Raw genomic sequence first — 25,483 nt, 5'->3', positions numbered from 1 at the left:
CAGATGGCTGTCGCGACAAACTGATTTTGAGGAAAAAACCATGAACCCGATTCGTATCGCAAAAAGCTGGATCAACTACCGCCGCACCGTCAGCGAGCTTGGCAACCTGTCGAACCACGCTCTCAATGACATCGGCATCACCCGTTACGACATCCACAACATTGCGGCTCGCTCCTTCCGTTAATCCGAACGGTTCGAACTGGCTTTCAAAACGGCGTCCTTCGGGGCGCCGTTTTCATTTATTGACATTGGAACGAAGGGCCGAGCCGTGATAGGAAGCCGGCCATGAGCAAAGACACCACTTCCAACTCTCCCATCCACGTCATCGGCGGCGGCCTTGCCGGTTCGGAAGCCGCCTGGCAGATCGCCGAAGCCGGCGTACCGGTCATCCTGCATGAGATGCGCGGCGTGCGCGGCACCGACGCGCACAAGACCGACGGCCTTGCCGAACTCGTCTGTTCCAACTCGTTCCGCTCGGATGACGCGACCAGCAATGCGGTGGGCGTCCTGCATGCGGAAATGCGCCTCGCCGGCTCGCTGATCATGAAATCCGCCGACGCCAACCAGGTTCCGGCCGGCGGCGCGCTTGCGGTGGATCGGGACGGCTTTTCCAACGCGGTCAGCGCGGCGATCGCTGCCCATCCGCTGATCACAGTCGTGCGAGAAGAAATCACCGGCCTGCCGCCGAAGGAGTGGGACCTTGCGGTCATCGCAACCGGCCCGCTGACGGCGCCCGATCTTGCCGAAGCAATCCGCAAGGAAACGGGCGCCGACGCGCTCGCCTTCTTCGACGCCATCGCACCGATCGTCTACACCGAGACGATCGACATGGATGTCTGCTGGTACCAATCGCGCTACGACAAGGTCGGCCCCGGCGGCACCGGCAAGGACTACATCAACTGCCCGATGACCGAGGAGCAGTACAACGCCTTCGTCGACGCGCTGATCGCCGGCGACAAGAGCGGCTTCAAGGAATGGGAAGGCACGCCCTATTTCGACGGCTGCCTGCCGATCGAGGTGATGGCCGAGCGCGGCCGCGAGACGCTGCGCCACGGGCCGATGAAGCCGATGGGCCTCACCAATGCCCACAACCCTACAGTCAAGCCCTATGCCGTCGTACAGCTACGCCAGGACAATGCGCTTGGCACGCTCTACAACATGGTCGGCTTCCAGACGAAGCTGAAGTACGGCGCTCAGGCGGAAGTCTTCCGCATGATCCCGGGCCTGGAGAATGCCGAGTTCGCCCGCCTCGGCGGCTTGCATCGCAACACCTACATCAATTCGCCGACGCTGCTCGACGGAACATTGACGCTGAAATCGCGGCCGGGCCTGCGCTTTGCCGGACAGATCACCGGCTGCGAAGGCTATGTCGAAAGCGCCAGCATCGGCCTCCTTGCCGGCCGCTTCGCCGCTGCCGAGCGCAAGGGCGAGGCATTGACTGCACCGCCGGCCACTACCGCCTTCGGCGCGCTGCTCAACCACATCACCGGCGGGCACATCGTCTCCGACGATGAGCCGGGCAAGCGTTCGTTCCAGCCGATGAACGTCAATTTCGGCCTGTTCCCGCCGCTCGAACCGGGCGCAATCACCAAGCCGGAGGGCGCCAAGCGCTTCCGTGGCAAGGAAAAAGCCGTTGCTAAGAAGCAGGCGACAGCGTCGCGCGCCCTCGCCGATTGCGCCGCATGGCTTGGCAAGCCCGCCTGACGGCGAACCAGGAAGCCAGACAACAAAACGGCCCGCTCGCGATGACGCCAGCGGGCCGCTTCTCTTGATGGATCTATGAAACCGCTACTCGCTCGCCTGCGCCGTCGGGGACGGTTCGGAATCGGCCTGCGTAAATTCCGATTTCGGGTTGAAGCTTCCGAGCAGCCACAAGGAAACTTCGGCCGCCTCGCTCGCGTTTTGAAACTCGAAGGCGTTGTCCAGATAGGCAAAGTCGGGGAAATGCACGATCAGCCCACGGCCGCTCTCGGAGCTGTTCACCCGCACCTTTCCAGGCTGGATCACATGGCAGACATAGTGCGTCCCGTGCGATTGGATGAAGCCCGCCTTGCCGTCGTGCAGCCTCAGGAATATCGCCTTCCGATCCGCGGTGGAATGCAGCGCACGGATCGCCTCGTCCGGAAAAGCACGGCCGAATTCAACCATCGCAGAGCCCGCATCGGGATTGTCCCAATCCCGCTCGGCGCGGGCGTTCATCCACATGTAGAATGCGCCGGCCAGTACGATGACGGCGATGAGCAATGACCAAAGCATCCGCGGGCGCTCCCCTTCGCTCGGCGTGACGCCGATAAACGCTTCTATACGCTGCGAGGCTTGTGCCAATGTGTCGTCCCGTCGGGGCGCTTAAACCGAACGCATCGGGCTTTTGACCGGTAGCCGCTCCGCCTCGACCGGCTGCCTTGACGCCCTAGAAGCGACGACGCCGGGCGGCGCGCCACATCCACCATTGCCGCCGCCATTGCGCCGGACGAATGGGCGTCTTCAAAAGTCCGGCGCCAGCCGCCTCAGCCCGATCGAGGACCGGCTCGGCCAACGCAAGCGGCAAGAAGGCGGGAAAGTTCGCCGGCGAGATCGTCGCCATTTGCGCTCGAGCCTTGGCAAGGTGGTCTCGTCCGAACCCGGCGAAGGCCCGAATGGCCCGGCTGATTCCGTCGGCGTCCTCCCCGGCGATGAGCCCTTCTCGATCGAGGCCGGTCGCGCGCAGCAGTTCTGCCGGCAAATAGACCTGACCGCGTCTCAGATGCAGCGGCAACAGCATCAGGAGGCCGGCGACAGTCTGCGCGACGCCGGCGTGGCCGGCGGCTTCCGCGGATTTTGCAGCATTCTGCGGGTCGAGCACCAGCGACGAGAGCTGGATCAGAGCCGAGGCGGTCTCGCCGGCGTAGCCCTCGAGCGCCGAGCGGTCTTCCATCGGATCGTCATAGAGATCAAAAATCCGAGCGTCGATCATGTTCTGCAGCACCGAAACCGGCAGCCGATACTCGCGAATGCATTGGAGAATGGCTTCGGCAAGCGGATGCCCCTCGCCGGAGCCTGCACTGTTGCCAATGAGATCGCGCCACCATTGCATGCGGATTTCGCCTGGAATCGGCTCATGCACGAGATCGCGAATTCGCGCGATCTCGGCGTTGAAGGCATAAAGCGCGGCGAGCGAGCGCTGCTTGTCGGCGGGCGCCAGCAGGCAGGCGAGATAACGATCGCGGTCCGTGTCCCTGAGGTCGGCCAGGATCTGAGCGGAAATGTCTTGCACGTCGTCTTCCTCGGATCCCGATCAAACGGCGATCAGCGCGACGGCGACTGCACGCGATTCGGCCAGCATCACATTGTAGGTGCGAACCGCAGCCCCGGTGCTCATCGGATCCGAGGATACGTTGACGGCACGCAACGCCGCCTTCAGGTCAGCGGGCAGCGGGCGGATGTCCTTGCCGGTGCCGACCAACAGCACTTCGATGTCTTTTGCCTCATCAATAACCTTACGGAACTTCTCGACCGCCAAGGGATCGCCTTCCCCCACGTCCCATGCATAGACGCCCGAGGGCAGCATCAGGATCGAGCCGCGATGCGACATGTCGGCAAAGCGAAACCCGCCGTTGCCATAAGCATCGATTGGCGCACGGCCCGGAAAATGCGCTTCGCGGATTTCAATACCCTTGGGCATTTCAAACTGTACCCTTTGCCGCGCCGGCGGCACCCGTATCCGCGCCGGACGCGTTTTCGTCCCCCGGAATGTGGTCGGCCCGCTTCCTGAAGAGGATGAGGACCGGGCCGGCAATGTAGATAGAGGAGAACGTCCCGACGGCGACACCAAACAGCATGGTGACGCTGAAGGAACGGATAAGGCCGCCACCGAAGAGATAGAGTGCAGCGAGCGCCAGGATGGTCGTCAGTGCCGTCAGGATCGTGCGCGAGAGCGTCTGGTTGATCGACGTATCGATCAGCACCGAAAGCGGCATGCGCGGATAGCGGCCGAGATTCTCGCGGATGCGGTCGTAGATCACCACCGTATCGTTCAGCGAATAGCCGACGATCGTGAGAACTGCGGCGATGCTGCCGAGATTGAACTCGATGCCAGTCAGCACCAGGAAGCCGATCGTCAGCAGCACGTCGTGCACGGTCGCGATGATCGCGCCGACGGCGAAGCGCCACTCGAAACGCAGCCAGACATAGAGCAGGATCGCCACGAAGGAAATCGCGAGCCCGATCGTTCCGGCGCGTGTCAGTTCGCCCGAGACAACGGGACCGACCACTTCGACACGGCGGAACTCGTATTCGTCGGCCAGTTCCGTCCTGATGACGCCGGCTGCGGTCTGCTCGGCATTGTCGCCCGCTTCTTGGGACGGCACCCGAACGAGCACATCCTCGCCCGAGCCCAGTTGCTGCACCTGCACTTCGCCGAAATTCAGCTCGTCGAGGCGGGTGCGGAGGTCGGCGACGTTGACCGCCCCGCCCTTGGAGTGCAGCTCGATGATCGAGCCGCCCTTGAAGTCCACCCCCAGATTGAGCCCTATGCCTGCAAGCAGGAGCACGGAGGCGGCCGACAAGGCGGCCATCAGGATGAAGGCCGGATTGCGTATCCGCATGAAGCGGATGTCCAGATTGCTGAAGCGACCGGTCCGAATGCCCTTCGGCAAACGTTCCGACTTCCACTGCCGAAGCCAGCGCTTCACGATCAGGCGGGTCACCGTATAGGCGGTGAAAAGCGTCGTGACACTGCCGATCGCCAGCGTTACGGCGAAACCGCGCACCGGCCCGGAACCGAGGTAGAACAGGATGGCGCTGGCGATCAGCATCGTCAGGTTGGCGTCGAAGATGCTGCTGAAGACGCGGGAGAAGGCATTGTTGATCGTGCGACGCAGGGGCTCGCCACCGCGAACCTCTTCACGCAGCCGCTCGTAAATCAGCACGTTCGAATCGACCGCGACGCCAATCGTCAGGATGATGCCGGCAATCCCCGGCAGGGTCAGCGTCGCGCCTGACGCAGAGAGGGCGGCAAGGATCAGCACGATGTTCAAGGCGAGCGCGATCACGGCAAAGACGCCGAAAACGCCGTAGAAGAAGATCATCGAGGCGGCCACGGCAATCGCCGCAACGAGACCAGCCTTGAGCCCATCGGCGATCGCATCGTTACCAACCCCGGGGCCGACCGTCCGTTCCTCGACGAAGGTCAGCGGGGTCGGGAGCGGTCCGGTCCTGATGAGGGCGGCGAGATCCGCGGCGGATTCGGCCGGCAGGTCGGCAGAAATGCGCGCCGTATCGCCCTTGACCGCGTCCGAAAGTTTGGGCGTTGCGGCTACCTGGCCATCAAGGACGATCGCGATCTTCGCCTCCGGCTGCTGCGCCGTGACAGCGGTAACGCGCTGCTGCGAGGCCGCATCGAGCTTGACCGCGACCGACGCCGTATCGGCTGCAGCATCCGCTTCCGGCTGCGCGGCGAGAAAACTGGCCCTCGCCAGCAGCGGTTCTTTCTGGACCAGATAGGGAACCGGCGGATCGTCGTAGGAATAGAGGACTTCTGCGCCCGCCGGCACTTGCCCCTCGACGGCCCGCTGCACCGGCACGGACGTGTCCAGCAATCTGAAGGTCAGACGAGCGCTTTGGCTGAGCAGGTCTTTCAGTCGTTGCGGGTCGTCGAGACCCGGCACCTGGACGATGAGACGATCCTTGCCGCGGCGCTGGATCAACGGCTCGAGCACGCCAACTTCGGCGACACGACGGCGCACCACGTCGATAGACTGATCAAGGGCCAGAGACAGCCGATAGTCGATGCCTTCGTCGGTCAGGCGCAGACGGACGAGCTCATCCTCGGCGGCGCTGTCAAACACGACTTCTGAAATTGCCCCTCCGCCGAAGCCACCGATTTCGACCGGCGCCGTCAGCGTCTTCAATTTGTCGCGAGCGGCCGAGAGTTGCGCACGGTCCCGAACCCGGAACGAAATCGACTGCCCTTCCCCCGAAAGACCGATATAGGCGATATCGGCGTCGCGCAGCGACTTGCCGACTTCGCTGGCGACCGCTTCAAGCCTCTCAGCGACGATATCGCTGCGCGCGGCCCGCAGCATGAAATGCGAGCCTCCCTGGAGATCGAGGCCGAGCGCCACCTGGCGATGAGGCATCCAGGACGGTAGTCCGGCTACCTCCTCACGCGTCAGGACATTCGGCAAGGCAAAGGCGATGCCGGCGAGAGCCACCAACCAGACGAGGATACGTTTCAATGGCGGAAATCTGCGCATGCCTCAAACGCTCCAGTTGTTCGTCGGATGGTGACTGTCCGCGTCCCTTATTCTTTCACAGGTTCGCCTTTGACGCGAACTTCAGAGACGCCGCTGCGAACGACGCGGATCTTCACGCCTTCGGCAATTTCGACCTCGAGCTCGTTGTCATCGACGACCTTCGTAACCTTGCCGACGATGCCGCCGCCGGTCACCACTTGATCTCCACGACGGATGTTCTTCAACAGCTCCTCGCGGCGCTTCATCTGGGCGCGCTGCGGACGGATGATCAGAAAATACATAACGACAAAAATCAGCAGGAACGGCAGGATGGACATGAGAATGTCCGCGCCGCCAGTGGAAGGGGCGCCGGCTGTCTGCGCAAAAGCTTCGGTAATGAACATCGATCACTCCTTGAGTTCAAATATCGGCGGTTCCTCCGCACCAAATCGGCCGGAATATAGGGGCGCGCGGCCGCTCTGCAAAGCAGCGGCACCCTTACCCGTTCCTGTGCCTCTGACACAATTTCGACAAGAGTAGAACCCCCCGCGCGAGGCTCTGCGGCCTTTTCCAGCGCAAACCTGCGTGCTACCGGGTGTCAGTTAACCGTACAGTCGCAATCGCGTGCCGATTCATGCGGCCCCTCGTCCTTGCGGCTCGACCAAATGATTGATTCAGTTGTTGGAGATAGACAGATGCCGGAAGCAAAGATCGACGTTCTCATCAGGGAAATGCAGAAGCTTTCCGCGGCGATCGAGCGTATGGCCGGTCCAGCCGCAGCAAGCAATGATTGGAACGCTGCCGAATGCTTCGTCTGGGCGCCGGCCACGCATCATCTGCAACCGGTCGCCAAGCCCAACCGTATCGAACTGTCGCTGATATCCGGTGTCGACCACGTCCGTGACATTCTGCTCGACAATACGCTGCGCTTCGCCGAGGGCTTTCCTGCCAACAACGTGCTCCTCTGGGGCGCACGCGGCATGGGCAAGTCATCGCTGGTGAAATCGGTGCATGCGCAGGTCGCCCGCGAGACCGGTGTTGCCGTCAAGCTCGTCGAAGTGCACCGCGAGGATATCGCCACCCTGCCCGCCCTCATGGACATCCTCAAGACTGCACCGGTGCCGGTGATCGTCTTCTGCGACGACCTGTCCTTCGATCATGACGATACGTCCTACAAATCGCTGAAGGCCGTGCTCGACGGTGGCGTCGAAGGTCGCCCGTCGAACGTGCTGCTCTATGCGACATCGAACCGTCGCCATCTGCTGCCGCGCCACATGATGGAAAACGAGCAGTCGACCGCCATCAACCCTTCCGAGGCCGTCGAGGAAAAGGTATCGCTGTCCGACCGCTTCGGACTGTGGCTCGGCTTTCACAAGTGCAGCCAGGAAGACTACCTTGTCATGATCGATGGCTATGCAAAGCACTACGGCTTCGCCGTCGAGGCCGAGACCTTGCACGCGGAAGCGCTCGAATGGGCAACGACACGCGGCGCAAGATCCGGCCGCGTCGCCTGGCAGTTCATTCAGGATCTTGCCGGACGCATGCGCCATCGCCTGGACGTATAGGCTGCGCGATCGCCTCGCTGGTCAAATCTGACCTACTATCAAACAAATACCGCCTGTCGGCCCCGACAGGCGGTATTTGGTTTTTCCGTCTCGATCGCGCCCGACCAGGAAATGGTTGCGGACTATTCGAGGAAGGTCGCCGGGTTTACTGCCGTGGCGTTCTTGCGCACCTCGAAGTGCACTTGCGGCTGGCTGGCGCGACCGGTCATGCCGGACGCTGCGAGCGTCTGGCCGCGCTGAACCTTCTGGCCGCGCTGAACCTTGAGCTCGGAAGCGTTGCCGTAGACCGTGACCGTGCCGTCGTCGTGGCGGACCAGGACAGCGTTGCCGAGTTCCTTCAGGCTGCTGCCCGAATAGATGACGACGCCGTTTTCGGCCGCCTTGATCGGCGTGCCCTCGGGCACCGAGATATTGATGCCGTCGTTGCGGTTGCCGTCGACGTTGGCGCCGTAACCGGCAACCACCGCCCCGCGCACCGGCCAGCGATACTTGCTGATGCCCGTCGACTTCGGCGAGTCCTCGTCGACATCCGTCTTGATAGCCGCAACGTCCGTAACGCTCTGCTTGGCAGCCGGCGGCTGGTATTCTGCCGGCTTGTTCTTTTCAAGCGAAGCAACCTGCGGCTGCTCGGCCTTCTTGCTCGGAACCGATGCGGTCTTGACCTGGTCCGGCGCGGCGCCGGCTGCGCCCGGCAGTTGCAGCGTCTGGCCGACGCGGATCGATTCCGCAGTCAGGCCGTTCGCCTGCTTGAGGGCAGAAACGGATACACCCGTCGTCTTGGCGATGCGGTTGAGCGAGTCGCCGGGCTTGACGGTATAGGTTCCGCCGCCGCTACCTTCGCCGTTCGTCGCCGGCTTGCCGGCAACGACATCGGTCTTGCCTGCGCCCTTTTCGCGGGACTGCGCAGAGCCCGGCAGGATCGCAGCGTCACGCTGATCGTTGGGCAAGGGCGAAGGCTGATGTTTGTTGCCATCGAGACCCGCAATCGAGTTGGTCGCAGCAGCCTTTGCCGGGCTACCCACGGAACCGAAGGTCGGGATCACCAGCCGCTGACCGGTTTCGACCTGAGCGGCGGACTGCAGACCGTTGGCCTTCAGAATTTCCTTCTCCGGAACACCGAAGCGCTTGGAGAGAACCGCAACGTTGTCGCCGGGGCGAACCATGATCGTCGGGGCGTTCTGCGTCGTCCAGCCGCTCTTGCTCGCGGTCTCCTTGACAGCCGCCGGAAGCGTCTGCTGCGTCGCGATTGCCGCCTGCTGACGTGCGGCGGGGAACGGCTGCGCTTCGGGACGTTGATGCGTCGTCGAGCTCGGGTCAGCGAGTGTCGTGCGCTGCACGGAGATCGGCGTCGAGGCTCCACGGGCGCTGGACATCGGCGTGGAAGCGGTATTCACCGGATCGTAGCCGCCCTGGGCGCTTGCAGTCGGATACGGCTGACCGAGAGCAGTGTTGCGCGAATCTGCAGGAGCGGCCATCTGGCCGACCGCCACATCGCCGCGCGGAACCGGCGTCGTGTCGCGTGGGATTGAATTTGTGGTGATGTTATCCGACCGGGAGAAGAGGCCGTCAAATCGGCTGGCGTCCGAACTGCAGCCCGTTGCGGCGCCTGCTAGCAGGACCGCCACGCACAGGCGGATCGTGGACTTTCCAACCCCGGGAGATACAAACTGACGCATGACGCTTACCCACTCCGAACGCAACTCGATGTGGGATGATTAAAGCGTATTAGAGTTACCGCCCGGTTAAGGTCGGCACCACCAATGGACTAATTTGACGAAACGCTAACCATAGACGCCGGCTCGCCGCATCCATAGCGCCGAACAAGCCTGGTGACACGACCGGCCTTCGCCCGCCAAGCGCATGCGCCCAAGCTTCGGTGCGCAACCGGGCCTAAGGCGCGTCGCGATCTTTCAGATTCGCTTCTTGCGCTTTAGGCACCTGATATTTCGCATGTCGTTAGCGCAAAACCGCCGCACACTTTTGCGCGACAGGATACTTTAGCTCAGTTCGGAATAGAGGCGCTCGATTTCGGAAACCGAACGCCGCTCCGTTGGTTCATCCTCATAGCTGATGCTCGTCAGATCCCAGGCGAAGACTGGACGTCCCTCCGGACGGACGGGGGTTTCGGACTGAGCGGTCTTGTCTTCTTCGAGTAGCACGCTCACCAGAGTCTGGAACGTGGTCTCGCCATCGGCTCCGCTCGCCTGCTCATACTCAAGCGAGCGCAGGCCTGCGACGGCGGCTTCGCGCGTCCCAAAATAGCGCAGGCTGTCCTGATCTTCGGGGCGGAGGCTGTCGTAATAGTCGATGAAGTTCTTGTAGTAGGCCTCATGATCCCCGGCATCCAGAAACCTGCCGAAGGCCTGATATTCACGCGACGCCAACTGCGGGGTCAGATGATTGTTCCACTCGTCGCGGCTGAGGGGCGGCTGCCCTTCCGATGCCTTCTTCGTCTGGCTGAGATAAAGCAGAGCGTCGGCGGAAAGGGAGATGCGCGGGGTGGGGTCGAAGAAGCTCGCCGCAAGAGCCTGCGCGGCCTGTTCGTCCTTGCCGCCGGAATTTGCCTGGCCGGAGCTGCGCCCGGCGAGATTATTCAGCCCGTCGCCGGATGCCGCCGCCGTCAGCCTGTTCGCGATCTGCATTTGCCGTCTCCGTCAATCTCACGATCCGGCAGCAACACCCTGGTCGAGCAAGAGCCACGACTCGCGAGAGGAACCCATCGTGCATTGGAGGCGTATGGCGCGAGGCTTGCGCGAGGCTGGATGCGGTTAAGAATCCCTTAACGCACCAGCCAAGACGTTCAGCAGCAGCCGTATCAGAGGAACGAAGCGAGCTGCGGGACGATCGGAAGGTAGGGCGCGTCGAACAGATCCTCGCGGTCGAAGCGACTTCCCGTTCGATTGACCCGGACGACCCGGCAATGGGTCTCGCTCATCATGATCGGCACCACCAGGGTTCCGCCCGAGACGAGATGATCGGAAAACATGCGCGGCAGGCTGTTGAAGGCGGCCGTGATCAGGATGCGATCGAAGGTACCCTCGCCCGGCACGCCGGCGCTGCCATCGGCATGGCGGACGATGACGTTTCGAACGCCTGATTTCTCGAGGTTCTTCTGCGCCGTACCGACAAGTGTCTGGTAGCGGTCGATGGTCAGGACACGCTCGGCCACCCGCCCCATCACCGCCGCGGTAAAGCCGCTGCCGGTTCCAACCTCGAGGATGCGCTGTCCTGTCTTCAGGTTCAGACAGTGCAGCAGCCGCACGGCAAAATCATAGCCTTCCATGAACGAGCCGCAGTCAAGCGGAATCGTCCGCTGCGAATAGGCCTCGGCCTGATATTGCGGCGGCGCGAACAGGCCGCGCGGAGTCTGTTCCACCGCCTTGAGGAGATCGTGATTGGTGATGCCTGCGGCGCGCAGCCGTAGCACCATCTTGGCAAAGCCTTCCTGTTCCGAAACGCGCACGCTCAATCAATGAGCCCCTTCGTTCAATGCCCGCATCAGACGGTCCTGGACGGTATAGTCCGTCAAGTCGAGCTTGAGCGGCGTTACGGAGATGTAATTCTCGCGCAGTGCATGAATGTCGGTTCCGGCGCGAAAATCGCCGAACCGCTCGCCGAAGCGCAGCCAGAAATAAGGAAAACCACGGCCGTCGGTACGCTCATCGATCGACAGGCCAAAGTCGAGTTTGCCTTGCGACGTTACCTCGACCCCTGCAACGGTGTCGGCTGGGCAGTTCGGGAAATTGACGTTGAGAAGCGTGCCATCCGGCAGATCCACGGCCATCAGCTTGCGGATCAGGCCAGGCGCATGCGTCTCCACCACATCCCAAGGTACGGTCTTGCCGACGGCGTGGTGATAGGCTTGGCTGAGCGCGATTGAGCGAATGCCCTGCAACGTCCCCTCGATGGCGCCCGCCACCGTGCCGGAATAGGTCACGTCATCGGCCATGTTGGCACCGATGTTGACGCCCGAGAGCACGAGATCGGGCTTGCGGTCCAGCACCTTGCGGACGGCCATGATGACGCAATCCGTCGGCGTCCCCCGCAGCGCAAAGCGCTTCTCCGTGATCTGGCGCAGCCGCAGCGGCTCCGACAGGGTCAGCGAATGCGCCAAGCCGCTCTGGTCCGCCTCGGGCGCCACGACCCAGACATCGTCCGAAATCGTCCGGGCCACTCTTTCGAGCACCGCGAGACCCTCAGCATGAATGCCGTCATCGTTTGTCAGCAGGATCCGCATGGATGCCGTCCTTCCCTTGACGTCCGTTCAGTCCGCCTTCTCGATGCGCTTCTGGCCGCCCATGTAGGGCACCAGCACATCCGGCACCGACACCGAACCGTCTTCGTTCAGATAGTTTTCGATGACGGCAATCAGCGCGCGCCCGACGGCGACACCGGAACCATTCAAGGAGTGAACGAAGCGCGTTCCCTTGTCTTCCTTGGTGCGGTAGCGCGCATTCATCCGACGCGCCTGGAAATCGCCGCAGACCGAGCAGGAAGATATCTCGCGATAGGTGTCCTGTCCCGGCAGCCATACTTCCAGATCATAGGTCTTGCGGGCACCGAAGCCCATGTCGCCGGTGCAGAGCGTCATCACGCGGTAGTGCAGACCGAGGCGCTTCAGCACCTCTTCCGCGCAGGCGGTCATGCGCTCGTGCTCGTCGATCGAGGTTTCGGCATCGGTGATCGAAACAAGTTCGACCTTGTTGAACTGGTGTTGGCGCAGCATGCCGCGGGTGTCGCGACCGGCCGAACCGGCTTCCGAGCGGAAGGATGGCGTCAGCGCGGTGAAGCGCAACGGCAGCTTTTCGCCTTCGAGGATCTGCTCACGAACGATGTTGGTGAGCGGCACTTCCGCAGTCGGGATCAGCCAGCGATCATCCGTGGTTCGGAACAGATCTTCGGCAAATTTCGGCAACTGTCCGGTACCGTACATGGCATCGTCGCGCACCAGAAGCGGCGGTTGCACTTCGGTGTAGCCGTGTTCCTGGGTATGCAGGTCGAGCATGAACTGGCCGAGCGCACGCTCTAGCCGGGCCAATTGTCCCTTGAGGATCGTGAAACGCGAACCGGAAATGCGGGCGGCCCCCTCGAAATCCATGAGGCCGAGGCCCTCGCCGATTTCGAAATGCTCGCGCGGCTGGTGATTCCAGGTGGGCTTGTTGCCGACCACGCGCTTGACGACATTACCGGTCTCATCCTCGCCGACCGGAACATCCTCGAGCGGGATGTTCGGAATGCGGGAAAGCGCATCGCTGAGCTCGGCTTCCACCTTGCGGCTGTCTTCCTCGAGCGCGGGCATGGCGCTCTTGAGTTCGGCGACCTCGGCCTTCAGCTTTTCGGCAAGCTCGGCATTCTTCTGCGCCATGGCCGCACCAATATCCTTCGAGGCGGCGTTGCGGCGCGACTGCATGTCCTGCAGCGATTGAAGGATCGAGCGGCGGCGTTCGTCGAGAGCGATCAGCGACGCCGACAACGGCTCCGCGCCCCGCTTCGCCAGGGCGGCGTCCAGCATCTCGGCATTTTCACGGATCCATTTGATATCAAGCATTGTCGTTCCACGCGTTGGTCAACTCACGGCGCGAAATCTCGAATGCTCAGCCCTTGGCGGGGCCGACCTCTCCGGAAGATCCTTCCTGCGACTCGGCAACTTCGCTCTTGAGCGCGTCCGCTGCCCGCTGTCTTTCGACGAGTCGCGCCGTATAGATCGAAATTTCGTAGAGAAGGATGGCTGGCAGTGCAAGGCCGATCTGGGAAACCGGGTCAGGCGGCGTGAGCACGGCCGCAACCACGAAGGCAATCACGATTGCGTACTTCCGCTTTTCGGCCAGGCCCTGCGACGTGACGAAGCCGACGCGTGCGAGAAGCGTCGTGATCACCGGGAGCTGAAAAACCAGGCCGAAGGCAAAGACCAGCGACATGATCAGGCTGAGATATTCCGAGACCTTCGGCAGAAGCTGGATGGCCACCTGCCCTTCGCCGCCGCCCTGCTCCATCGCCAGGAAGAACCACATCACCATCGGCGTGAAGAAGAAGTAGACCAGGGCGCCGCCAAGCAGAAAGAGGATCGGCGACGCGATCAGGAACGGCAGAAATGCGGCACGCTCGTTCTTGTAAAGGCCCGGAGCCACGAATTTGTAGATCTGCGCAGCAATCACCGGAAAGGCGATGACCAGGGCGCCGAACATCGCCACCTTGATCTGCGTAAAGAAGAACTCCTGCGGAGCCGTGTAGATCAGCTCGACATTGCGATGGTTCAGGCCGGCCCAGCCCACTGCCCATTTGAACGGCAGCACCAGGAGATTGAAGAGACCCTTGGCGAAGTAGAAGCAGACGAGGAACGCCACGAAGAACGCGCCGATGGCCCACATCAGGCGCCTGCGCAATTCGATCAGATGCTCGATCAGCGGCTGCGGCCGGTCCTCGATATCGCCGCTCATGCTTCACCTTTCTTGCGCGTGCTGGCGCGCGGCTTGGACGTCTTGGTAGCCGGCTCGGCTGAGGCGGGCTTCGACGACGTCTTCTCGGCCACCGCCTTTGCGGGTGCCTTTGCCGAAGTTCTGGGTGCCGCCGCCTTGGGCGTTGCGGCCTTCTTTGCCGCCGGCGCCGGATCGGCCTTCGCCCTTGGCACCCGCTTGGGCTTCTCGGCCGGGACGGCGGCCTCGGCGCGCTCCAACTGGCGGGTGGCTGAGCCCAAGGCGGCTGCGGCAACCGCATCCGCGGGCTTTGCTTCCGTCGCCGCCACGGGAGCGGCCGCTACCGGCTCCGCAATCGCGGGCTCGGCCGTAGCCGTTGTGACAGGCTTGTCGGGCGTCGCAGCCTTCTGCAGGTCCGATTTGATCTCGTTGCCGATCTGGCGAAGCGGATTCATCGCATCCCTGAGCGCATTGGCCGGGTTGAGGCTCTGCGCATCGCTGATCGTCTTGCGGACCTCGTCGAGGTCCGCTTCGCGCAGCGCTTCGTCGAATTGCTGGCGGAACTCCGAGGCCATGCCGCGCATCTTCGCCGTCATGCGGCCAAAAGCCCGCAGCATAGGCGGAAGATCTTTCGGTCCGACAACGACGATCAAAACGATGGCGATGACGACAAGCTCGGTCCAGCCGATATCAAGCATTCGAAATGTCCTGCAAACCCGTGATGGGAACTGGTCCGATACCGATACCGGACCGGCTCCACCGACGCCAGACCGTTAGCGAACTTCGTCGGACTTGTGGTCAACGGTCTTGCTGTCGAGCGTCTTGTCGGTCGCGCCCGCTTCCTCGTCGCTCATGCCCTTCTTGAAGTTCTTAATGCCCTTCGCAACATCGCCCATCAGTTCGGGAATCTTGCCACGACCGAACAAGAGCAGCACTACGACCAGAACGATCAGCCAGTGCCAAATGCTAAAGGAACCCATGCTCTTACTCCTCTGAGCCTTCCCCGATATAGGCTCTTTCACATGTCAATTTTCAGGCGCGCGCTAAACACACCCTTCTTTGCGACAGAACCTAAGATGCAGAACCATCTTTTTCAAACAGTAATATATCCCGCTCGTTAACTGAAAGCATTACATCGCGCAATCCTTGCGGCAATTGGTCCGCGCGGATGCGCGCACGCACCACATCCTCGCAACGCGGCACCGCCAGCTCCAGCAGCTCCACCACACCGATGAACCGACGAGAGAGGATACGCGCGGGAATATCGCCCTCCTTCTCGCCGACACGCACGCCGGAAAGCCTGACGGCGACCGAAACGCGCTCCCCTTCGTGGTGGCGCCCAGCCGCGACGGTGCCGACCGGCGTGTCGACGCGGCCATTGCGAACCTGTGCGTTGAACACGTTGATTTCCGAGAAGAAACCGGCTGCGAAGAGATTTCTCGGATGGCGATAGAGCTCATCTGCCGTGCCGACCTGCACCAATCGCCCACCCTGCAGAAGCGCAATTCGATCGGCCATGCGCATCGCTTCTTCCGCGTCGTGGGTGACGACGATCGCGGTTGCCCGGGTCTCTCTGAGGATGGCGAGCGTATCGGCGCGGATCGAATCCTTCAGGCGCGAGTCGAGACCGGAAAACGGTTCGTCCATCAGAAGCACGGCGGGGCGTGGTGCAAGCGCGCGGGCCAGCGCCACCCGCTGCTGCTCGCCGCCGGAAAGTACATGCGGGTACTGGTTGGCGTAATGGGAGAGCCCGACACGCTCGAGCGCCGCATCCGCCTGGTTCAGGGCTTCCTTCTTCGGAAGCGCCGTCAAGCCAAAGCGAACGTTGTCGCGAATGGACATATGCGGGAAGAGCGCGAAATCCTGGAACATCAGACCGACACCGCGTTTTTCGGGCGGCAGGAAAACCGAAGGGCCGGAAATCTCCTGGCCATTGAGCAGAAGGCGTCCTGCGCTCTGCTTCTCGATCCCTGCGGCGATACGTAGCAGGGTCGTCTTGCCGGACCCGGACGGGCCGAGCAGGCAAAGGACTTCGCCGGCCTTGGCCGCCAGGCTGACGCCCTTGATCGTTTCCTTGGCGTGATAGCTGTGATGAATGTCTTCAAAGGTCAGGCTTGCCGCGAAGGATACACCCGCCCGTCGTGTCGTGATGACGGGAGCGTCCTGCGGATCTGAAACCATGCTTGCATTCCTTGACACCAGTCGTGCTCGGCAAAAATGCCGGACACCGGGGAAAGCCGATATCCCCATTCAGGTTTTAATCGGCTTCTTCGCCCTTCGGTGTCAAGAGCCCCAGTTCTTCAAGGTCAAGCTGGGTGATGGGATCTTCGTTCTCGGCAAGCTCGTCTTCGCCCACCGGAACGGGAATATTGAGATTGGACGGCACGCGGCCGGAAAGCAGCCCTGCCCCCTTCAGTTCCTCGATACCCGGCAGGTCGCGCAGTTCCTCGAGGCCGAAGTGATCGAGAAAATCGCGGGTGGTGCCGAAGGTCACCGGCCGGCCCGGCGTACGCCGGCGTCCCCTGAAGCGGACCCAGCCTGCCTCCATCAGGACGTCGAGCGTGCCCTTCGATGTCTGGACGCCGCGGATATCCTCGATCTCGGCGCGGGTTACCGGCTGATGGTAGGCAATGATGGCGAGAACTTCGAGCGCAGCGCGCGAGAGCTTGCGAACCTCCTGCTCGTCGGTCTGCACGACGAACGAGAGGTCGGCAGCCGTGCGGAATGCCCAATGGTCGGCGACCTGGACAAGGTTGACGCCGCGTGTGGCATAAAGCGCCTTCAGGCGCTCCATGATCCGCCTGACATCCGCACCACGCGGCAGCCTGCTTTCGATATAGGCCTCCGACACCGGCTGCGCCGAGGCAAAGACCAGAGCCTCCGCGATTCGCTCGGCTTCTTGTTCAAGCCGAGGATCCAAGGACGGCGTCGTATCGATTTCGTCGTCCTCGTCAGGAGCGTCCGGTATGTATTTTTGGGCTTCAGCCACGGGCTGCCTCCATTTCGGCAAGCGTCTCCGCATCGATCGGATTCGGTCCGCGCCGAAGATAGATCGGCGCAAAGGCCTCTTCCTGACGGATCTCCAGCCGGCCCTCGCGGACCATTTCGAGGGAGGCGGCAAAGGAACTGGCGATCGCCGTTGCCCGCTCCTTCGGCGTCGTCATGTAGCGGATAAGAAAATGATCGAGCGCTGTCCAGTCATCGAGTTCGCCGATCGTGCGCGCCAGGATCAGGCGTGCGTCGGCGAGAGACCATACGTGGCGTTTCTCGATCGTCACCTGCGTGATCGCCTGGCGCTGCCGCAGGCTCGCATAGGCGCTCAGGAGATCATAGAGCGAGGCATCGAAACCGGACTTCTTTTCAGTGACGATATGTTCCGGCGCACCGCGAACGAAGACGTCCCGGCCAAGCCGGTTTCTGTTGACGAGCCGCGTTGCCGCCTCACGCATCGCCTCCAGCCGTTTCAGCCGGAAAGCCAGGGCCGAGGCCATTTCCTCGCCAGTCGGACCATCGTCCTTCACCTGCTGCGGAATCAGCAACCGCGACTTCAGATAGGCGAGCCATGCCGCCATGACGAGATAGTCGGCGGCGAGTTCGATGCGGATGCTGCGCGCCCGCTCGATGAAGGCGATATATTGCTCGGCGAGTGCCAGCACGGAGATGCGCGAAAGATCGACCCGCTGGCTGCGGGCGAGATGAAGCAGGAGATCGAGTGGGCCTTCGAAGCCGGCGAGATCAACCACCAGCGCTTCTTCATGCAGCCCGCGCTCGGCAGTCTCGTCCTGCCACAGGGGCTCCATCGGCGCCTTCGACGCAGGCTTGCCTTGTCTTTCGCCCGCATTGCTCACTGACAGTCCGATCCTTTCCCGCTGGCCGCGCCTGCCTTACCCTGTTGCGAACAAACCGTTGAACTCGGTCCGCAGATCGCTTTCGTTCGCATCGTCAGGCGTCCGGAAGGCCGCCTCGGCGATCCTTGCCCGACGCAGGCTCTCGCCAGCGAGAACCGGTACGACATCGGCGACGGCCTTCATTTCTTCCATTATGCCATGACAATGCAAGACGAGATCAAGCCCCGCGGCAATGATGTTGCGCGCGCGGGTGCTCATGTCGCCGGCAAGCGCATTCATTGACACGTCGTCCGACATCAAAAGACCGTAGAAGCCGATGTGGCCGCGAATGATCTCGCGCACGACCTTCGCCGAGGTTGTCGCCGGATTATCCGGATCGATCGTCGTGAACACCATGTGCGCCGACATCGCCATCACTTCGTCCTTCATCGCGACAAAGGGCAGGAAGTCGCTGGCGGCGAGTTCTTCGAAAGTCGCGCTGACCACGGGCAGGTTGTGGTGCGAGTCGACGAATGTGCGGCCGTGACCGGGCATGTGCTTCATGACAGGCAGCATGCCGCCGGCCTTCAACCCCTCGCCCATCGCCCGGCCGATCGCCGTCACGGTCTCAGGGTCATGACCATAGGCACGATTGCCGATGACATCATGGCTTCCAGGCACCGGCACATCCAGCACCGGCAGACAGTCGACGGTGATGCCGAAGCGCATCAGGTCGAAGGCATGCAGGCGCCCCATGAGCCAGGCCGCGCGCAGACCCAGTTCCGCGTCGCGGCGGTAGATTTCACCGATCGCGGCGCCGTTCGGATATTGCTGGACGAGCGGTGGCCGGATGCGCTGCACGCGTCCGCCTTCCTGGTCGATGAGCACCGGCGCGTTCGGATTGCCGATGCTGTCGCGAAGCGACGCCACCAGATCGGAGATCTGCTGCTCCTCGCCGATGTTGCGCCCGAACAGGATGAAGCCCCACGGCCGCTCACCGGCAAAGAACTGGCGTTCGTCGGTCGTGAGAGAAAGGCCCTTGCAGCCCGAGATAAATGCTTTTGATTCGCTCATTGAGAGAGCATAGAGCGGGCGCCGCCCGGCGCGAAGCCACAAAGACGAAGCCCCGTCGTTCATGCACAAGGCCACGGGGCGATCGAAACCCTGAAATGCGAAGGGCGCGGCCCCGAGCCGCGTCCCCCCTCAAACTCTACCGGTGTGCCAGGCTTACTTGGTCACCAGGCAGCTTCCGCCAGCGCCCTTGTACTTGGAGCACAGCGCGTTTGCCTCTTCCTTGGATCCGGCCGGGATACGGACGCGATAGTAGGTCCCCTTGCCGGCGATCTCCGCCTTGCGGATATCGACGCCGCGGCCGCCGATGACGCTTCCGAACTTGCTGGAGAGGCTGTTGTAGGATTTCTGTGCTTCGGCTTCCGACGGCAGGGACGCGACCTGGATGAAGTAACCACCGGTCGGGACCGACGCCGTTGCCACCTGCTGCGGCGGCTGCGCTTCCGGTGTGGCGGCGGCCTGCTCTTCAGTCAGGCGAACATTGCCACCGTCTGCGGCCGCAGCGGCCACTTTGGCCGGCTTCTCGGCCGGACGCGTCTGCGGCGTCGGTGCCTTCTCGGCCGTTGCCGTCGTCGTCACGCTGCGAACCGGAACCTCTTCGATATTGGCATTGCCCGTTGCGGCAAGCGCGACCTGGTCGTCATTCGCCGATGCCTGACCGGCAGCGCTGACCTCAGCCGAGGCGACCTCCTTCGAGGGCGTTTCCGGCAGCGGCTGCGTCGCCCCGGCAACATCGGTCGCAGGCGCGGCAACCGGCTCTTCACGAGCAACCAGCGTACCGTCCGGCTTGACGATCATTGTGCGCACCTTTCGCGGTGCGACGGCGGGCGCCTTGTCTTCTTCCTGAGCAGCCGTCTGTGCGCCGCCGTCGGGCAGCAGGCGAGCGCCATCCTCGTCGTCGGCAGGCAGGTTGGCCTGCGGGCCATCCGAGTCGTCATTGCCTTCGAGCGGCAGTGTTTCCGGCGTCAACGTCTTCTGAACGACATCCATCGGCTCTTCGGTCGAGGAAACCAGTGCTTCCTGCTGCGGCGCACCGGCCTGGGCTCCAGCGACACGATCGTAAACCGCCTTGTCCTGGTTCGGCACAGTCTTGCCGCCCTTTTCTTCCGGCACGACCTTAACCGGCCCCTTGTCGGCGAGAATGATCTTGGGGCCCTCGGCCGAAGTTGCGGCATCACTGCCGCCCATCCAGGCATAGACTGCCGCGCCGCCGAGAATGATGACGCCCGCAACGCTTGCGGCAAGCAGCATCGTGCGCTGCGACCGCCGGCCCGAGCCGTAATCGCGATAGTCGCCCGCATCATCCTGGCCCTGTGCCGCGGAAACCCGCTCGGCATCGCGCGCCGGGGACTGCCGTTCGGTCATGGAGCGGCGGAAGTCCTCTTCCATCGCCTTTTCGAATTCGTCGAAATCATCGAGCGCGCCGGCACCGAACGACGGATTTGCATTTGCGGCTGGGGCAGGACGAACCGCCTCGACCTTCTCAACCGCCGCCGGACGGGCATCCTTGGCGGCCGGAGCCGGCGTGCCGAACAGCTGTGCCATTTCTGCGTCGATATCGAGATCGTAATCCGCCGGATAGGCGACCGGCTTTTCCGTTTCGATGACCGGCAGCTGCGGCACCTCCATGTCGGCGATCGGGGCAACGCCATTCTCGGCTTCGGCAATCATCGAGGGATCGAAGGGCAGCGTGCTTTCGGGCTGCGCGTCCTGCTGCTCAACCGGGGCCGGAGCCGCGAAAGTCTCGACGGAGCGTTCCGGTTCGCGCTGCGGAACAACGGTCTCGACGACGGGCTGCACAGCAGCCTGCGGCACGGCCGCTGCAACCGGCTCGGTCGGGCCGAGATCGGCGAGATCGAGCTTCAACGCGGCATCGGAGAGCTCCATCTCGAAGTTCTCGATGTCGAAGCCCGGCTCGTTTTCCGGTTCCGCGACGGGCTGTGCTGGCTGAGCGGCCTCGACCACCGGTGTAACGGCAGGTGTGGCGACCGCGGCAGCGGCAACCGGAGCGGCCGGGGATACGACGAGCGGGCCGGCAAAGGCGCGCTGCTGGCTGGCACCGGTCGGCGAAGCGACAGGCGTCGCCCGGCTGAAGGTCGGCGTAAAGGGATAGGGGCTCTTCTTTGCCGGCGTCGCAGCGGTACTTACCGGGGCGACGGCAGGCGCAACGACCGGCTGTTCCGTCGCGTGAAGCGCCGGATGAGACTGAACGGCAGCGGCAACGACGGCAGCGACCGGCGGAACCGGGAAGCGCTCGACATCCGCGAGAAGCTCGTCGCGGACAGTTTCATGGCTCGCGGACTCTTCCGGGATCGTCTCGTTCGCGTATGCGACCTCATCCACGCGCTCCTCCGGAGCGGCGTCAGGGCCGGCAACGTCAAGGTCGGCAACCTCAAGGCTCGGCTCGCCGTAGGCCGGGAACGGTTCGGCGACAGGGGCTGGCTCGGCCCAAGCGGTAGACGGTTCCGCGGCCGGCGCCTGCCAGGCATCCGCAACCTGTTCTTTTGCCTCGGAAGTCGGCTCTTCTTCGAACGGCACCAGATCGGCTTCACCGAGCGACAATTCGAGCTCACGCTCCAGATCGAATGCCGGCTCATCGGCGGCGAATTCCGCGGCATCGCCTTCGGCAACAGGGGCGGCCGAGAACGACTGCACCTCGAAAGCCTGCTCCTGCTCGTCTTCGACGACAGAGGCTGGCGCTGTGACCGGCTCCGGCTGACGGAATATCGGCGCGTCGTACTCTTCAGCGAGATCGGCTGTCGGCTCGATTACCGGCTCGATCCGGGCGTCTTCGACCGGCTGCGGCGCCGAAACCGGCTCCCCAGCAGGCTGCTGCACAGCGCGGGGCGCATCATAGCTGTCGAAGGCGCGAAGAAGTTCGTCCTCGAGATCGAAGGCGGGATCCTGACGGACCGCCTCCTGATGTCGCTGCAACTCTTGCAATTGCTGTACGGCCGGCCGGGCATCGTAACCGACGATCCGGGCGAGTTCGGCCAACGGATCATCGTCTGCCAATACGTCGAATTCAGCCGGCCCGCTTCGTGCGAATTGTTTGTCTGCCATGCTCTCCACTCACAATTGCCTGTATTTATGTGCCAGTGCATTGTGGGAAAATGGTGACAATACTTATCGCATTTCCTCCGGTGCGGAGGTGCCTGTAATAGACAGGCCGGACTTCAATACCGAAGCGACAGCATGCACCAGCCCGAGTCTGGCAGTACTTAATTCTCTATTTTTATCGTTAACAAAACGTAATTCCGGATTCTCTTTACCTTTGTTCCAGTGTCCGTGGAAGGCAGCGGCAAGATCATACAGGTAAAACGCGATGCGATGCGGCTCCTGAGCCAGTGCCGCCGCCTCGATCACGCGCGGATATTCTGCGAGCTTGGCGACGAGCTGAAGCTCTGTCGGATCCTCGATCTGCCCCTGTACGGCACCGGCAAAGTCGAGCGATTCGATATCCAGATCCGGGAAAGCTTCCGCGGCCTGACGGAACACCGATCGGCAACGTGCGTGAGCATATTGCACGTAGAAGACCGGGTTATCCTTGGACTGTTCTGTAACCTTAGCAAAATCGAAGTCGAGTGGCTCGGAATTCTTCCGATAGATCATCATGAAACGAACCGGATCACGGCCGACTTCATCGACGACGTCGCGCAGTGTGACGAAATCGCCGGAGCGCTTCGACATCTTCACCGGTTCGCCGTCACGGAAGAGCTTGACCAGCTGGCACAGCAGAACCGTAAGTTTCGACGAACCGCCTGATACGGCGCGTGCCAGCGCTTCAAGCCGCTTGACGTAACCGCCATGGTCGGCGCCCAGCACGTAGATCATCTCGTCGAAGCCGCGATCGAACTTATCCTTGAAGTAGGCGACGTCGGCGGCGAAATAGGTGTAGCTGCCATCGGACTTGATCAGCGGCCGGTCGATGTCGTCACCAACCTCCGTCGAGCGGAACAGCGTCTGCTCGCGATCTTCCCAATCCTCCGGGAGCTGCCCCTTCGGCGGCGGCAGCGTGCCCTTGTAGACGTGCCCCTTGAAGGTCAGGTCATTGATCGCAGTGCGAATCGCAGCCGCTCCATTGGCGTGCAGCGTCCGTTCGGAGAAGAAGACGTCGTGATTGACGTTCAACGCCGCGAGATCTTCGCGGATCATCGCCATCATGGCATCGATCGTCCGGTCCTTGACGAGCGGCATCCACTTGTCTTCGGGCATCAGGCGCAGGCTCGTGCCGAATTCATCGGCGAGCGCTTCGCCGACCGGAACGAGATAGTCACCCGGATAAAGACCCGCCGGGATCTCCCCGATGTCCTCGCCAAGTGCCTGGCGATACCGCATGAAGGCTGAACGCGCGAGAACGTCGATCTGCGAGCCGGCATCGTTGATGTAGTATTCCTTGGTCACCGCATAGCCGGCAAAGGCCAGCAGGTTGGCAAGCGCGTCGCCGACGACGGCGCCGCGGCAGTGGCCGACATGCATCGGTCCCGTCGGGTTGGCCGAGACATATTCGACGTTGACCTTGCGACCCGAGCCGACGGTGCTGCGGCCATAGTCAAGGCCCGCCCGCACCACGTTCGACAACAGCTTCTGCCAATAGGATACCGAAAGCCGGACATTGATGAAGCCCGGGCCGGCAACGGTCACTTCGGTGACTTCCGGGTCCTGCTTGAGCTTTTCAACGATGAGTTCGGCAAGTGCCCGCGGGTTCAGGCCGAGCGGCTTGGCCAGCACCATGGCGGCATTGGTCGCCACGTCACCGTGGCTCGGATCGCGCGGCGGCTCGACATTGACACGGCCGAAATCAAGCTCGGATCGCTTTTCTCGAACGCTTTCAAGCGTTTCGAGAATGTCCTTAATTCTTGATTCGAAGTCCGTGAAGAGATTCATCTGATCCGTCCGCTTTTCCCGACCACATGTGGCCGGCGCAAAACTCAAAAAGGAGGCTCGGTTCGTTCGAACCGTAAGCCTCCGGGCGGGGCGTCCCTACCGCAAATCCGGCGTGTGGTCAAACAAGCGCTTGTGCACGCTGATTGCGAAAGTATCGGTCATGCCGGCAAGATAGTCGCCGACATGACGGGCCCGTGCCGGTTTGGCCATGCCGGCAATCTGATCGATCCAATAATGCTCCCGCATTAATTGCGGATCATCCATGAAGGCATTGTAGAGATCGCAGACGATCGACGCCGCTCCCTCCCGCACCCGCATCACTTCGGGGTGCCGGTAGATGCGGGTCATCAGCAAGCGCTTTATCTGCTTGTCGGTCTCGCTCATCTCGTCGGAGAAGGTCGCCATGACCGTACCCGCCTGACGCACCTCGGCCGCGCTCTCCGGGCGAATGTTCGCGATGCGTTTCTGGGCGACACCGATCACGTCCTCGACCATCGCCGTGATCTGGCGACGCATGATTTCGTGCGTGAAGCGGCTGCTTTCAAGGCCGGGATAGCGGTCATGGACCTCGCGCATCAGACGGGCAAGGAACGGCACGTCTTCCAGCATCTCGAAGGTCAGATAGCCGGCCCTCAGGCCGTCGTCGATGTCATGAGTGTTGTAGGCAATGTCGTCGGCGATGGCCGCGACCTGCGCTTCAAGGCTCGCATAGCTCGCCAGCTCCAGATCGTGCAGCGCGCAATAATCGAGGATCGGCTGCGGCACCGGCCCGCGCGTGCCCTGCCCGTCGAGCGTCAGCAGCGGCCCATTGTGCTTGACCAATCCCTCCAGGCTTTCCCAGGTCAGGTTCAGCCCGTCAAACTCGGCGTAGCGCCGTTCGAGTTTCGTGACGATGCGCAGCGACTGGGCATTGTGATCGAAACCGCCATAGGGCTTCAGCATCTCGTGCAAGGCGTCCTCGCCCGTATGCCCGAATGGCGTGTGACCGAAATCGTGAACGAGGGCGACCCCTTCGGCGAGATCCTCGTCAAGCTTGAGCGCGCGGGCGAGTGCGCGCGCGATCTGGGCCACTTCGATCGTGTGCGTCAGCCGCGTGCGGTAATGGTCGCCGTCGGCAGCGATGAAGACCTGCGTCTTGTGCTTCAGCCGGCGAAAAGCCGTCGTGTGCACGATTCGGTCGCGATCACGCTGGAAATCCGAACGTGTCGCGCTCGATGCTTCCGGATAGAGCCTGCCGCGCGTCGCCCAGGGATTCGACGCGAACGGCGCGTGTTCACCATAACCGAAGCCCAGCGCATTTTTGTCGAATGTCATTTTGCACCCAAATCGTCATCCCATTGACGGGACATTGAAGCCTTCATACCTATAGTGAAAGCCACGGAAACGCGTCGCGCAAGCATCGACCGATTCCGTAAGCGAAAGCAACGGCTTGGCCGCGGGAGTTGAAACCACCTCCAGAGGCGGCCGGGACATTGCTGGAACAACAATCAAATCTCTCCGGTTCTTGA

Annotated in this window: 23 protein-coding genes; 3 read left to right on the top strand and 20 right to left on the bottom strand. The window is 62.4% G+C overall.

Annotated features, from left to right (window positions below; translation table 11 throughout):
- Positions 1 to 40: 40 nt before the first annotated feature.
- Positions 41 to 184: a DUF1127 domain-containing protein gene (locus AC1Z3V_RS25230; protein WP_429817085.1), complete on the top strand. Its 144-nt coding sequence runs from the start codon at positions 41 to 43 to the stop codon at positions 182 to 184.
- Positions 185 to 285: 101 nt separating this feature from the next.
- On the top strand, positions 286 to 1,704 hold the full coding sequence (gene trmFO / locus AC1Z3V_RS25225; RefSeq protein WP_483502365.1) for a methylenetetrahydrofolate--tRNA-(uracil(54)-C(5))-methyltransferase (FADH(2)-oxidizing) TrmFO: 1,419 nt from the start codon (positions 286 to 288) through the stop codon (positions 1,702 to 1,704).
- Positions 1,705 to 1,788: 84 nt separating this feature from the next.
- Here trmFO and AC1Z3V_RS25220 read toward each other — a convergent pair whose 3' ends face one another.
- From AC1Z3V_RS25220 to yajC, 5 genes are all read right to left on the bottom strand, one after another.
- The gene (locus tag AC1Z3V_RS25220) at positions 1,789 to 2,256 is read right to left on the bottom strand and encodes a hypothetical protein (RefSeq protein WP_483502364.1); all 468 of its coding nucleotides are present in this window, start codon (positions 2,254 to 2,256) and stop codon (positions 1,789 to 1,791) included.
- A gap of 154 nt (positions 2,257 to 2,410) precedes the next feature.
- On the bottom strand, positions 2,411 to 3,253 hold the full coding sequence (locus tag AC1Z3V_RS25215) for a phytoene/squalene synthase family protein (protein WP_483502363.1): 843 nt from the start codon (positions 3,251 to 3,253) through the stop codon (positions 2,411 to 2,413).
- A gap of 21 nt (positions 3,254 to 3,274) precedes the next feature.
- Positions 3,275 to 3,661 carry an Mth938-like domain-containing protein gene (locus AC1Z3V_RS25210; protein ID WP_483502362.1) on the bottom strand — a complete coding sequence of 129 codons (387 nt, stop codon included), beginning with the start codon at positions 3,659 to 3,661 and terminating at the stop codon, positions 3,275 to 3,277.
- A 1-nt stretch (position 3,662) separates the two neighbouring features.
- A complete protein-coding gene (gene secDF, locus AC1Z3V_RS25205; protein WP_483502360.1) occupies positions 3,663 to 6,233 on the bottom strand; it encodes a protein translocase subunit SecDF in 2,571 nt (856 codons plus the stop codon).
- A gap of 47 nt (positions 6,234 to 6,280) precedes the next feature.
- Positions 6,281 to 6,616 (bottom strand): preprotein translocase subunit YajC, encoded by a 336-nt coding sequence (gene yajC / locus AC1Z3V_RS25200; protein ID WP_057255835.1) that lies wholly within the window; start codon positions 6,614 to 6,616, stop codon positions 6,281 to 6,283.
- A gap of 291 nt (positions 6,617 to 6,907) precedes the next feature.
- Between yajC and AC1Z3V_RS25195 the strand changes: the two genes are divergently transcribed.
- On the top strand, positions 6,908 to 7,777 hold the full coding sequence (locus AC1Z3V_RS25195) for an ATP-binding protein (protein ID WP_483502359.1): 870 nt from the start codon (positions 6,908 to 6,910) through the stop codon (positions 7,775 to 7,777).
- A 122-nt stretch (positions 7,778 to 7,899) separates the two neighbouring features.
- Here AC1Z3V_RS25195 and AC1Z3V_RS25190 read toward each other — a convergent pair whose 3' ends face one another.
- The 15 genes from AC1Z3V_RS25190 to AC1Z3V_RS25120 form a co-directional block, all read right to left on the bottom strand.
- Positions 7,900 to 9,453: a peptidoglycan DD-metalloendopeptidase family protein gene (locus tag AC1Z3V_RS25190; protein WP_483502357.1), complete on the bottom strand. Its 1,554-nt coding sequence runs from the start codon at positions 9,451 to 9,453 to the stop codon at positions 7,900 to 7,902.
- Positions 9,454 to 9,774: 321 nt separating this feature from the next.
- A complete protein-coding gene (locus AC1Z3V_RS25185; protein WP_483502356.1) occupies positions 9,775 to 10,419 on the bottom strand; it encodes a biotin biosynthesis protein BioC in 645 nt (214 codons plus the stop codon).
- 173 nt (positions 10,420 to 10,592) lie between these two features.
- Positions 10,593 to 11,246 carry a protein-L-isoaspartate(D-aspartate) O-methyltransferase gene (locus AC1Z3V_RS25180; protein WP_483502355.1) on the bottom strand — a complete coding sequence of 218 codons (654 nt, stop codon included), beginning with the start codon at positions 11,244 to 11,246 and terminating at the stop codon, positions 10,593 to 10,595.
- Positions 11,247 to 12,014, bottom strand: a complete 768-nt coding sequence (gene surE / locus AC1Z3V_RS25175) for a 5'/3'-nucleotidase SurE (protein WP_483502353.1) — start codon at positions 12,012 to 12,014, stop codon at positions 11,247 to 11,249.
- Between the two features lie 27 nt (positions 12,015 to 12,041).
- Positions 12,042 to 13,325 carry a serine--tRNA ligase gene (gene serS / locus AC1Z3V_RS25170; protein WP_429817057.1) on the bottom strand — a complete coding sequence of 428 codons (1,284 nt, stop codon included), beginning with the start codon at positions 13,323 to 13,325 and terminating at the stop codon, positions 12,042 to 12,044.
- 46 nt (positions 13,326 to 13,371) lie between these two features.
- Positions 13,372 to 14,214: a twin-arginine translocase subunit TatC gene (gene tatC, locus AC1Z3V_RS25165; protein WP_483502351.1), complete on the bottom strand. Its 843-nt coding sequence runs from the start codon at positions 14,212 to 14,214 to the stop codon at positions 13,372 to 13,374.
- Positions 14,211 to 14,888, bottom strand: a complete 678-nt coding sequence (tatB, locus tag AC1Z3V_RS25160; protein WP_483502349.1) for a Sec-independent protein translocase protein TatB — start codon at positions 14,886 to 14,888, stop codon at positions 14,211 to 14,213. Before tatB ends, tatC begins: the two co-directional genes overlap by 4 nt.
- A 75-nt stretch (positions 14,889 to 14,963) precedes the next feature.
- Positions 14,964 to 15,170, bottom strand: coding sequence for a twin-arginine translocase TatA/TatE family subunit (locus AC1Z3V_RS25155; protein WP_113537623.1), 207 nt, complete (start codon positions 15,168 to 15,170; stop codon positions 14,964 to 14,966).
- A gap of 91 nt (positions 15,171 to 15,261) precedes the next feature.
- Positions 15,262 to 16,371, bottom strand: a complete 1,110-nt coding sequence (locus AC1Z3V_RS25150; RefSeq protein ID WP_483502348.1) for an ABC transporter ATP-binding protein — start codon at positions 16,369 to 16,371, stop codon at positions 15,262 to 15,264.
- A 76-nt stretch (positions 16,372 to 16,447) separates the two neighbouring features.
- The gene (gene scpB, locus AC1Z3V_RS25145; RefSeq protein WP_429817047.1) at positions 16,448 to 17,179 is read right to left on the bottom strand and encodes an SMC-Scp complex subunit ScpB; all 732 of its coding nucleotides are present in this window, start codon (positions 17,177 to 17,179) and stop codon (positions 16,448 to 16,450) included.
- A complete protein-coding gene (locus AC1Z3V_RS25140) occupies positions 17,172 to 18,038 on the bottom strand; it encodes a segregation and condensation protein A (RefSeq protein WP_483502346.1) in 867 nt (288 codons plus the stop codon). Before AC1Z3V_RS25140 ends, scpB begins: the two co-directional genes overlap by 8 nt.
- Before the next feature lie 36 nt (positions 18,039 to 18,074).
- Positions 18,075 to 19,091 carry a beta-N-acetylhexosaminidase gene (gene nagZ, locus AC1Z3V_RS25135; protein ID WP_483502345.1) on the bottom strand — a complete coding sequence of 339 codons (1,017 nt, stop codon included), beginning with the start codon at positions 19,089 to 19,091 and terminating at the stop codon, positions 18,075 to 18,077.
- A 153-nt stretch (positions 19,092 to 19,244) separates the two neighbouring features.
- Positions 19,245 to 22,151 (bottom strand): SPOR domain-containing protein, encoded by a 2,907-nt coding sequence (locus AC1Z3V_RS25130; protein ID WP_483502343.1) that lies wholly within the window; start codon positions 22,149 to 22,151, stop codon positions 19,245 to 19,247.
- A 63-nt stretch (positions 22,152 to 22,214) separates the two neighbouring features.
- Positions 22,215 to 23,975, bottom strand: coding sequence for an arginine--tRNA ligase (gene argS / locus AC1Z3V_RS25125; protein WP_429817037.1), 1,761 nt, complete (start codon positions 23,973 to 23,975; stop codon positions 22,215 to 22,217).
- Positions 23,976 to 24,071: 96 nt separating this feature from the next.
- Positions 24,072 to 25,289: a deoxyguanosinetriphosphate triphosphohydrolase gene (locus AC1Z3V_RS25120; protein ID WP_429817035.1), complete on the bottom strand. Its 1,218-nt coding sequence runs from the start codon at positions 25,287 to 25,289 to the stop codon at positions 24,072 to 24,074.
- Between the last annotated feature and the right edge of the window lie 194 nt (positions 25,290 to 25,483).

The organism is Ensifer sp. 38_S197 (assembly GCF_056924495.1).
The sequence above is the reverse complement of the archived record's forward strand: the minus strand, read 5'-3'. Positions and strand labels throughout refer to the sequence as shown.

Coding starts and splice junctions, on each gene's coding strand:
- tatC (WP_483502351.1), bottom strand. CDS start 14,214: ATGAGCGGCGATATCGAGGACCGGCCGCAGCCGCTGATCGAGCATCTG.
- yajC (WP_057255835.1), bottom strand. CDS start 6,616: ATGTTCATTACCGAAGCTTTTGCGCAGACAGCCGGCGCCCCTTCCACT.
- serS (WP_429817057.1), bottom strand. CDS start 13,325: ATGCTTGATATCAAATGGATCCGTGAAAATGCCGAGATGCTGGACGCC.
- secDF (WP_483502360.1), bottom strand. CDS start 6,233: ATGCGCAGATTTCCGCCATTGAAACGTATCCTCGTCTGGTTGGTGGCT.
- AC1Z3V_RS25220 (WP_483502364.1), bottom strand. CDS start 2,256: ATGCTTTGGTCATTGCTCATCGCCGTCATCGTACTGGCCGGCGCATTC.
- AC1Z3V_RS25210 (WP_483502362.1), bottom strand. CDS start 3,661: ATGCCCAAGGGTATTGAAATCCGCGAAGCGCATTTTCCGGGCCGTGCG.
- surE (WP_483502353.1), bottom strand. CDS start 12,014: ATGCGGATCCTGCTGACAAACGATGACGGCATTCATGCTGAGGGTCTC.
- AC1Z3V_RS25195 (WP_483502359.1), top strand. CDS start 6,908: ATGCCGGAAGCAAAGATCGACGTTCTCATCAGGGAAATGCAGAAGCTT.
- nagZ (WP_483502345.1), bottom strand. CDS start 19,091: ATGAGCGAATCAAAAGCATTTATCTCGGGCTGCAAGGGCCTTTCTCTC.
- AC1Z3V_RS25155 (WP_113537623.1), bottom strand. CDS start 15,170: ATGGGTTCCTTTAGCATTTGGCACTGGCTGATCGTTCTGGTCGTAGTG.
- AC1Z3V_RS25130 (WP_483502343.1), bottom strand. CDS start 22,151: ATGGCAGACAAACAATTCGCACGAAGCGGGCCGGCTGAATTCGACGTA.
- AC1Z3V_RS25185 (WP_483502356.1), bottom strand. CDS start 10,419: ATGCAGATCGCGAACAGGCTGACGGCGGCGGCATCCGGCGACGGGCTG.
- AC1Z3V_RS25150 (WP_483502348.1), bottom strand. CDS start 16,371: ATGGTTTCAGATCCGCAGGACGCTCCCGTCATCACGACACGACGGGCG.
- AC1Z3V_RS25230 (WP_429817085.1), top strand. CDS start 41: ATGAACCCGATTCGTATCGCAAAAAGCTGGATCAACTACCGCCGCACC.
- trmFO (WP_483502365.1), top strand. CDS start 286: ATGAGCAAAGACACCACTTCCAACTCTCCCATCCACGTCATCGGCGGC.
- tatB (WP_483502349.1), bottom strand. CDS start 14,888: ATGCTTGATATCGGCTGGACCGAGCTTGTCGTCATCGCCATCGTTTTG.
- AC1Z3V_RS25190 (WP_483502357.1), bottom strand. CDS start 9,453: ATGCGTCAGTTTGTATCTCCCGGGGTTGGAAAGTCCACGATCCGCCTG.
- AC1Z3V_RS25120 (WP_429817035.1), bottom strand. CDS start 25,289: ATGACATTCGACAAAAATGCGCTGGGCTTCGGTTATGGTGAACACGCG.
- argS (WP_429817037.1), bottom strand. CDS start 23,975: ATGAATCTCTTCACGGACTTCGAATCAAGAATTAAGGACATTCTCGAA.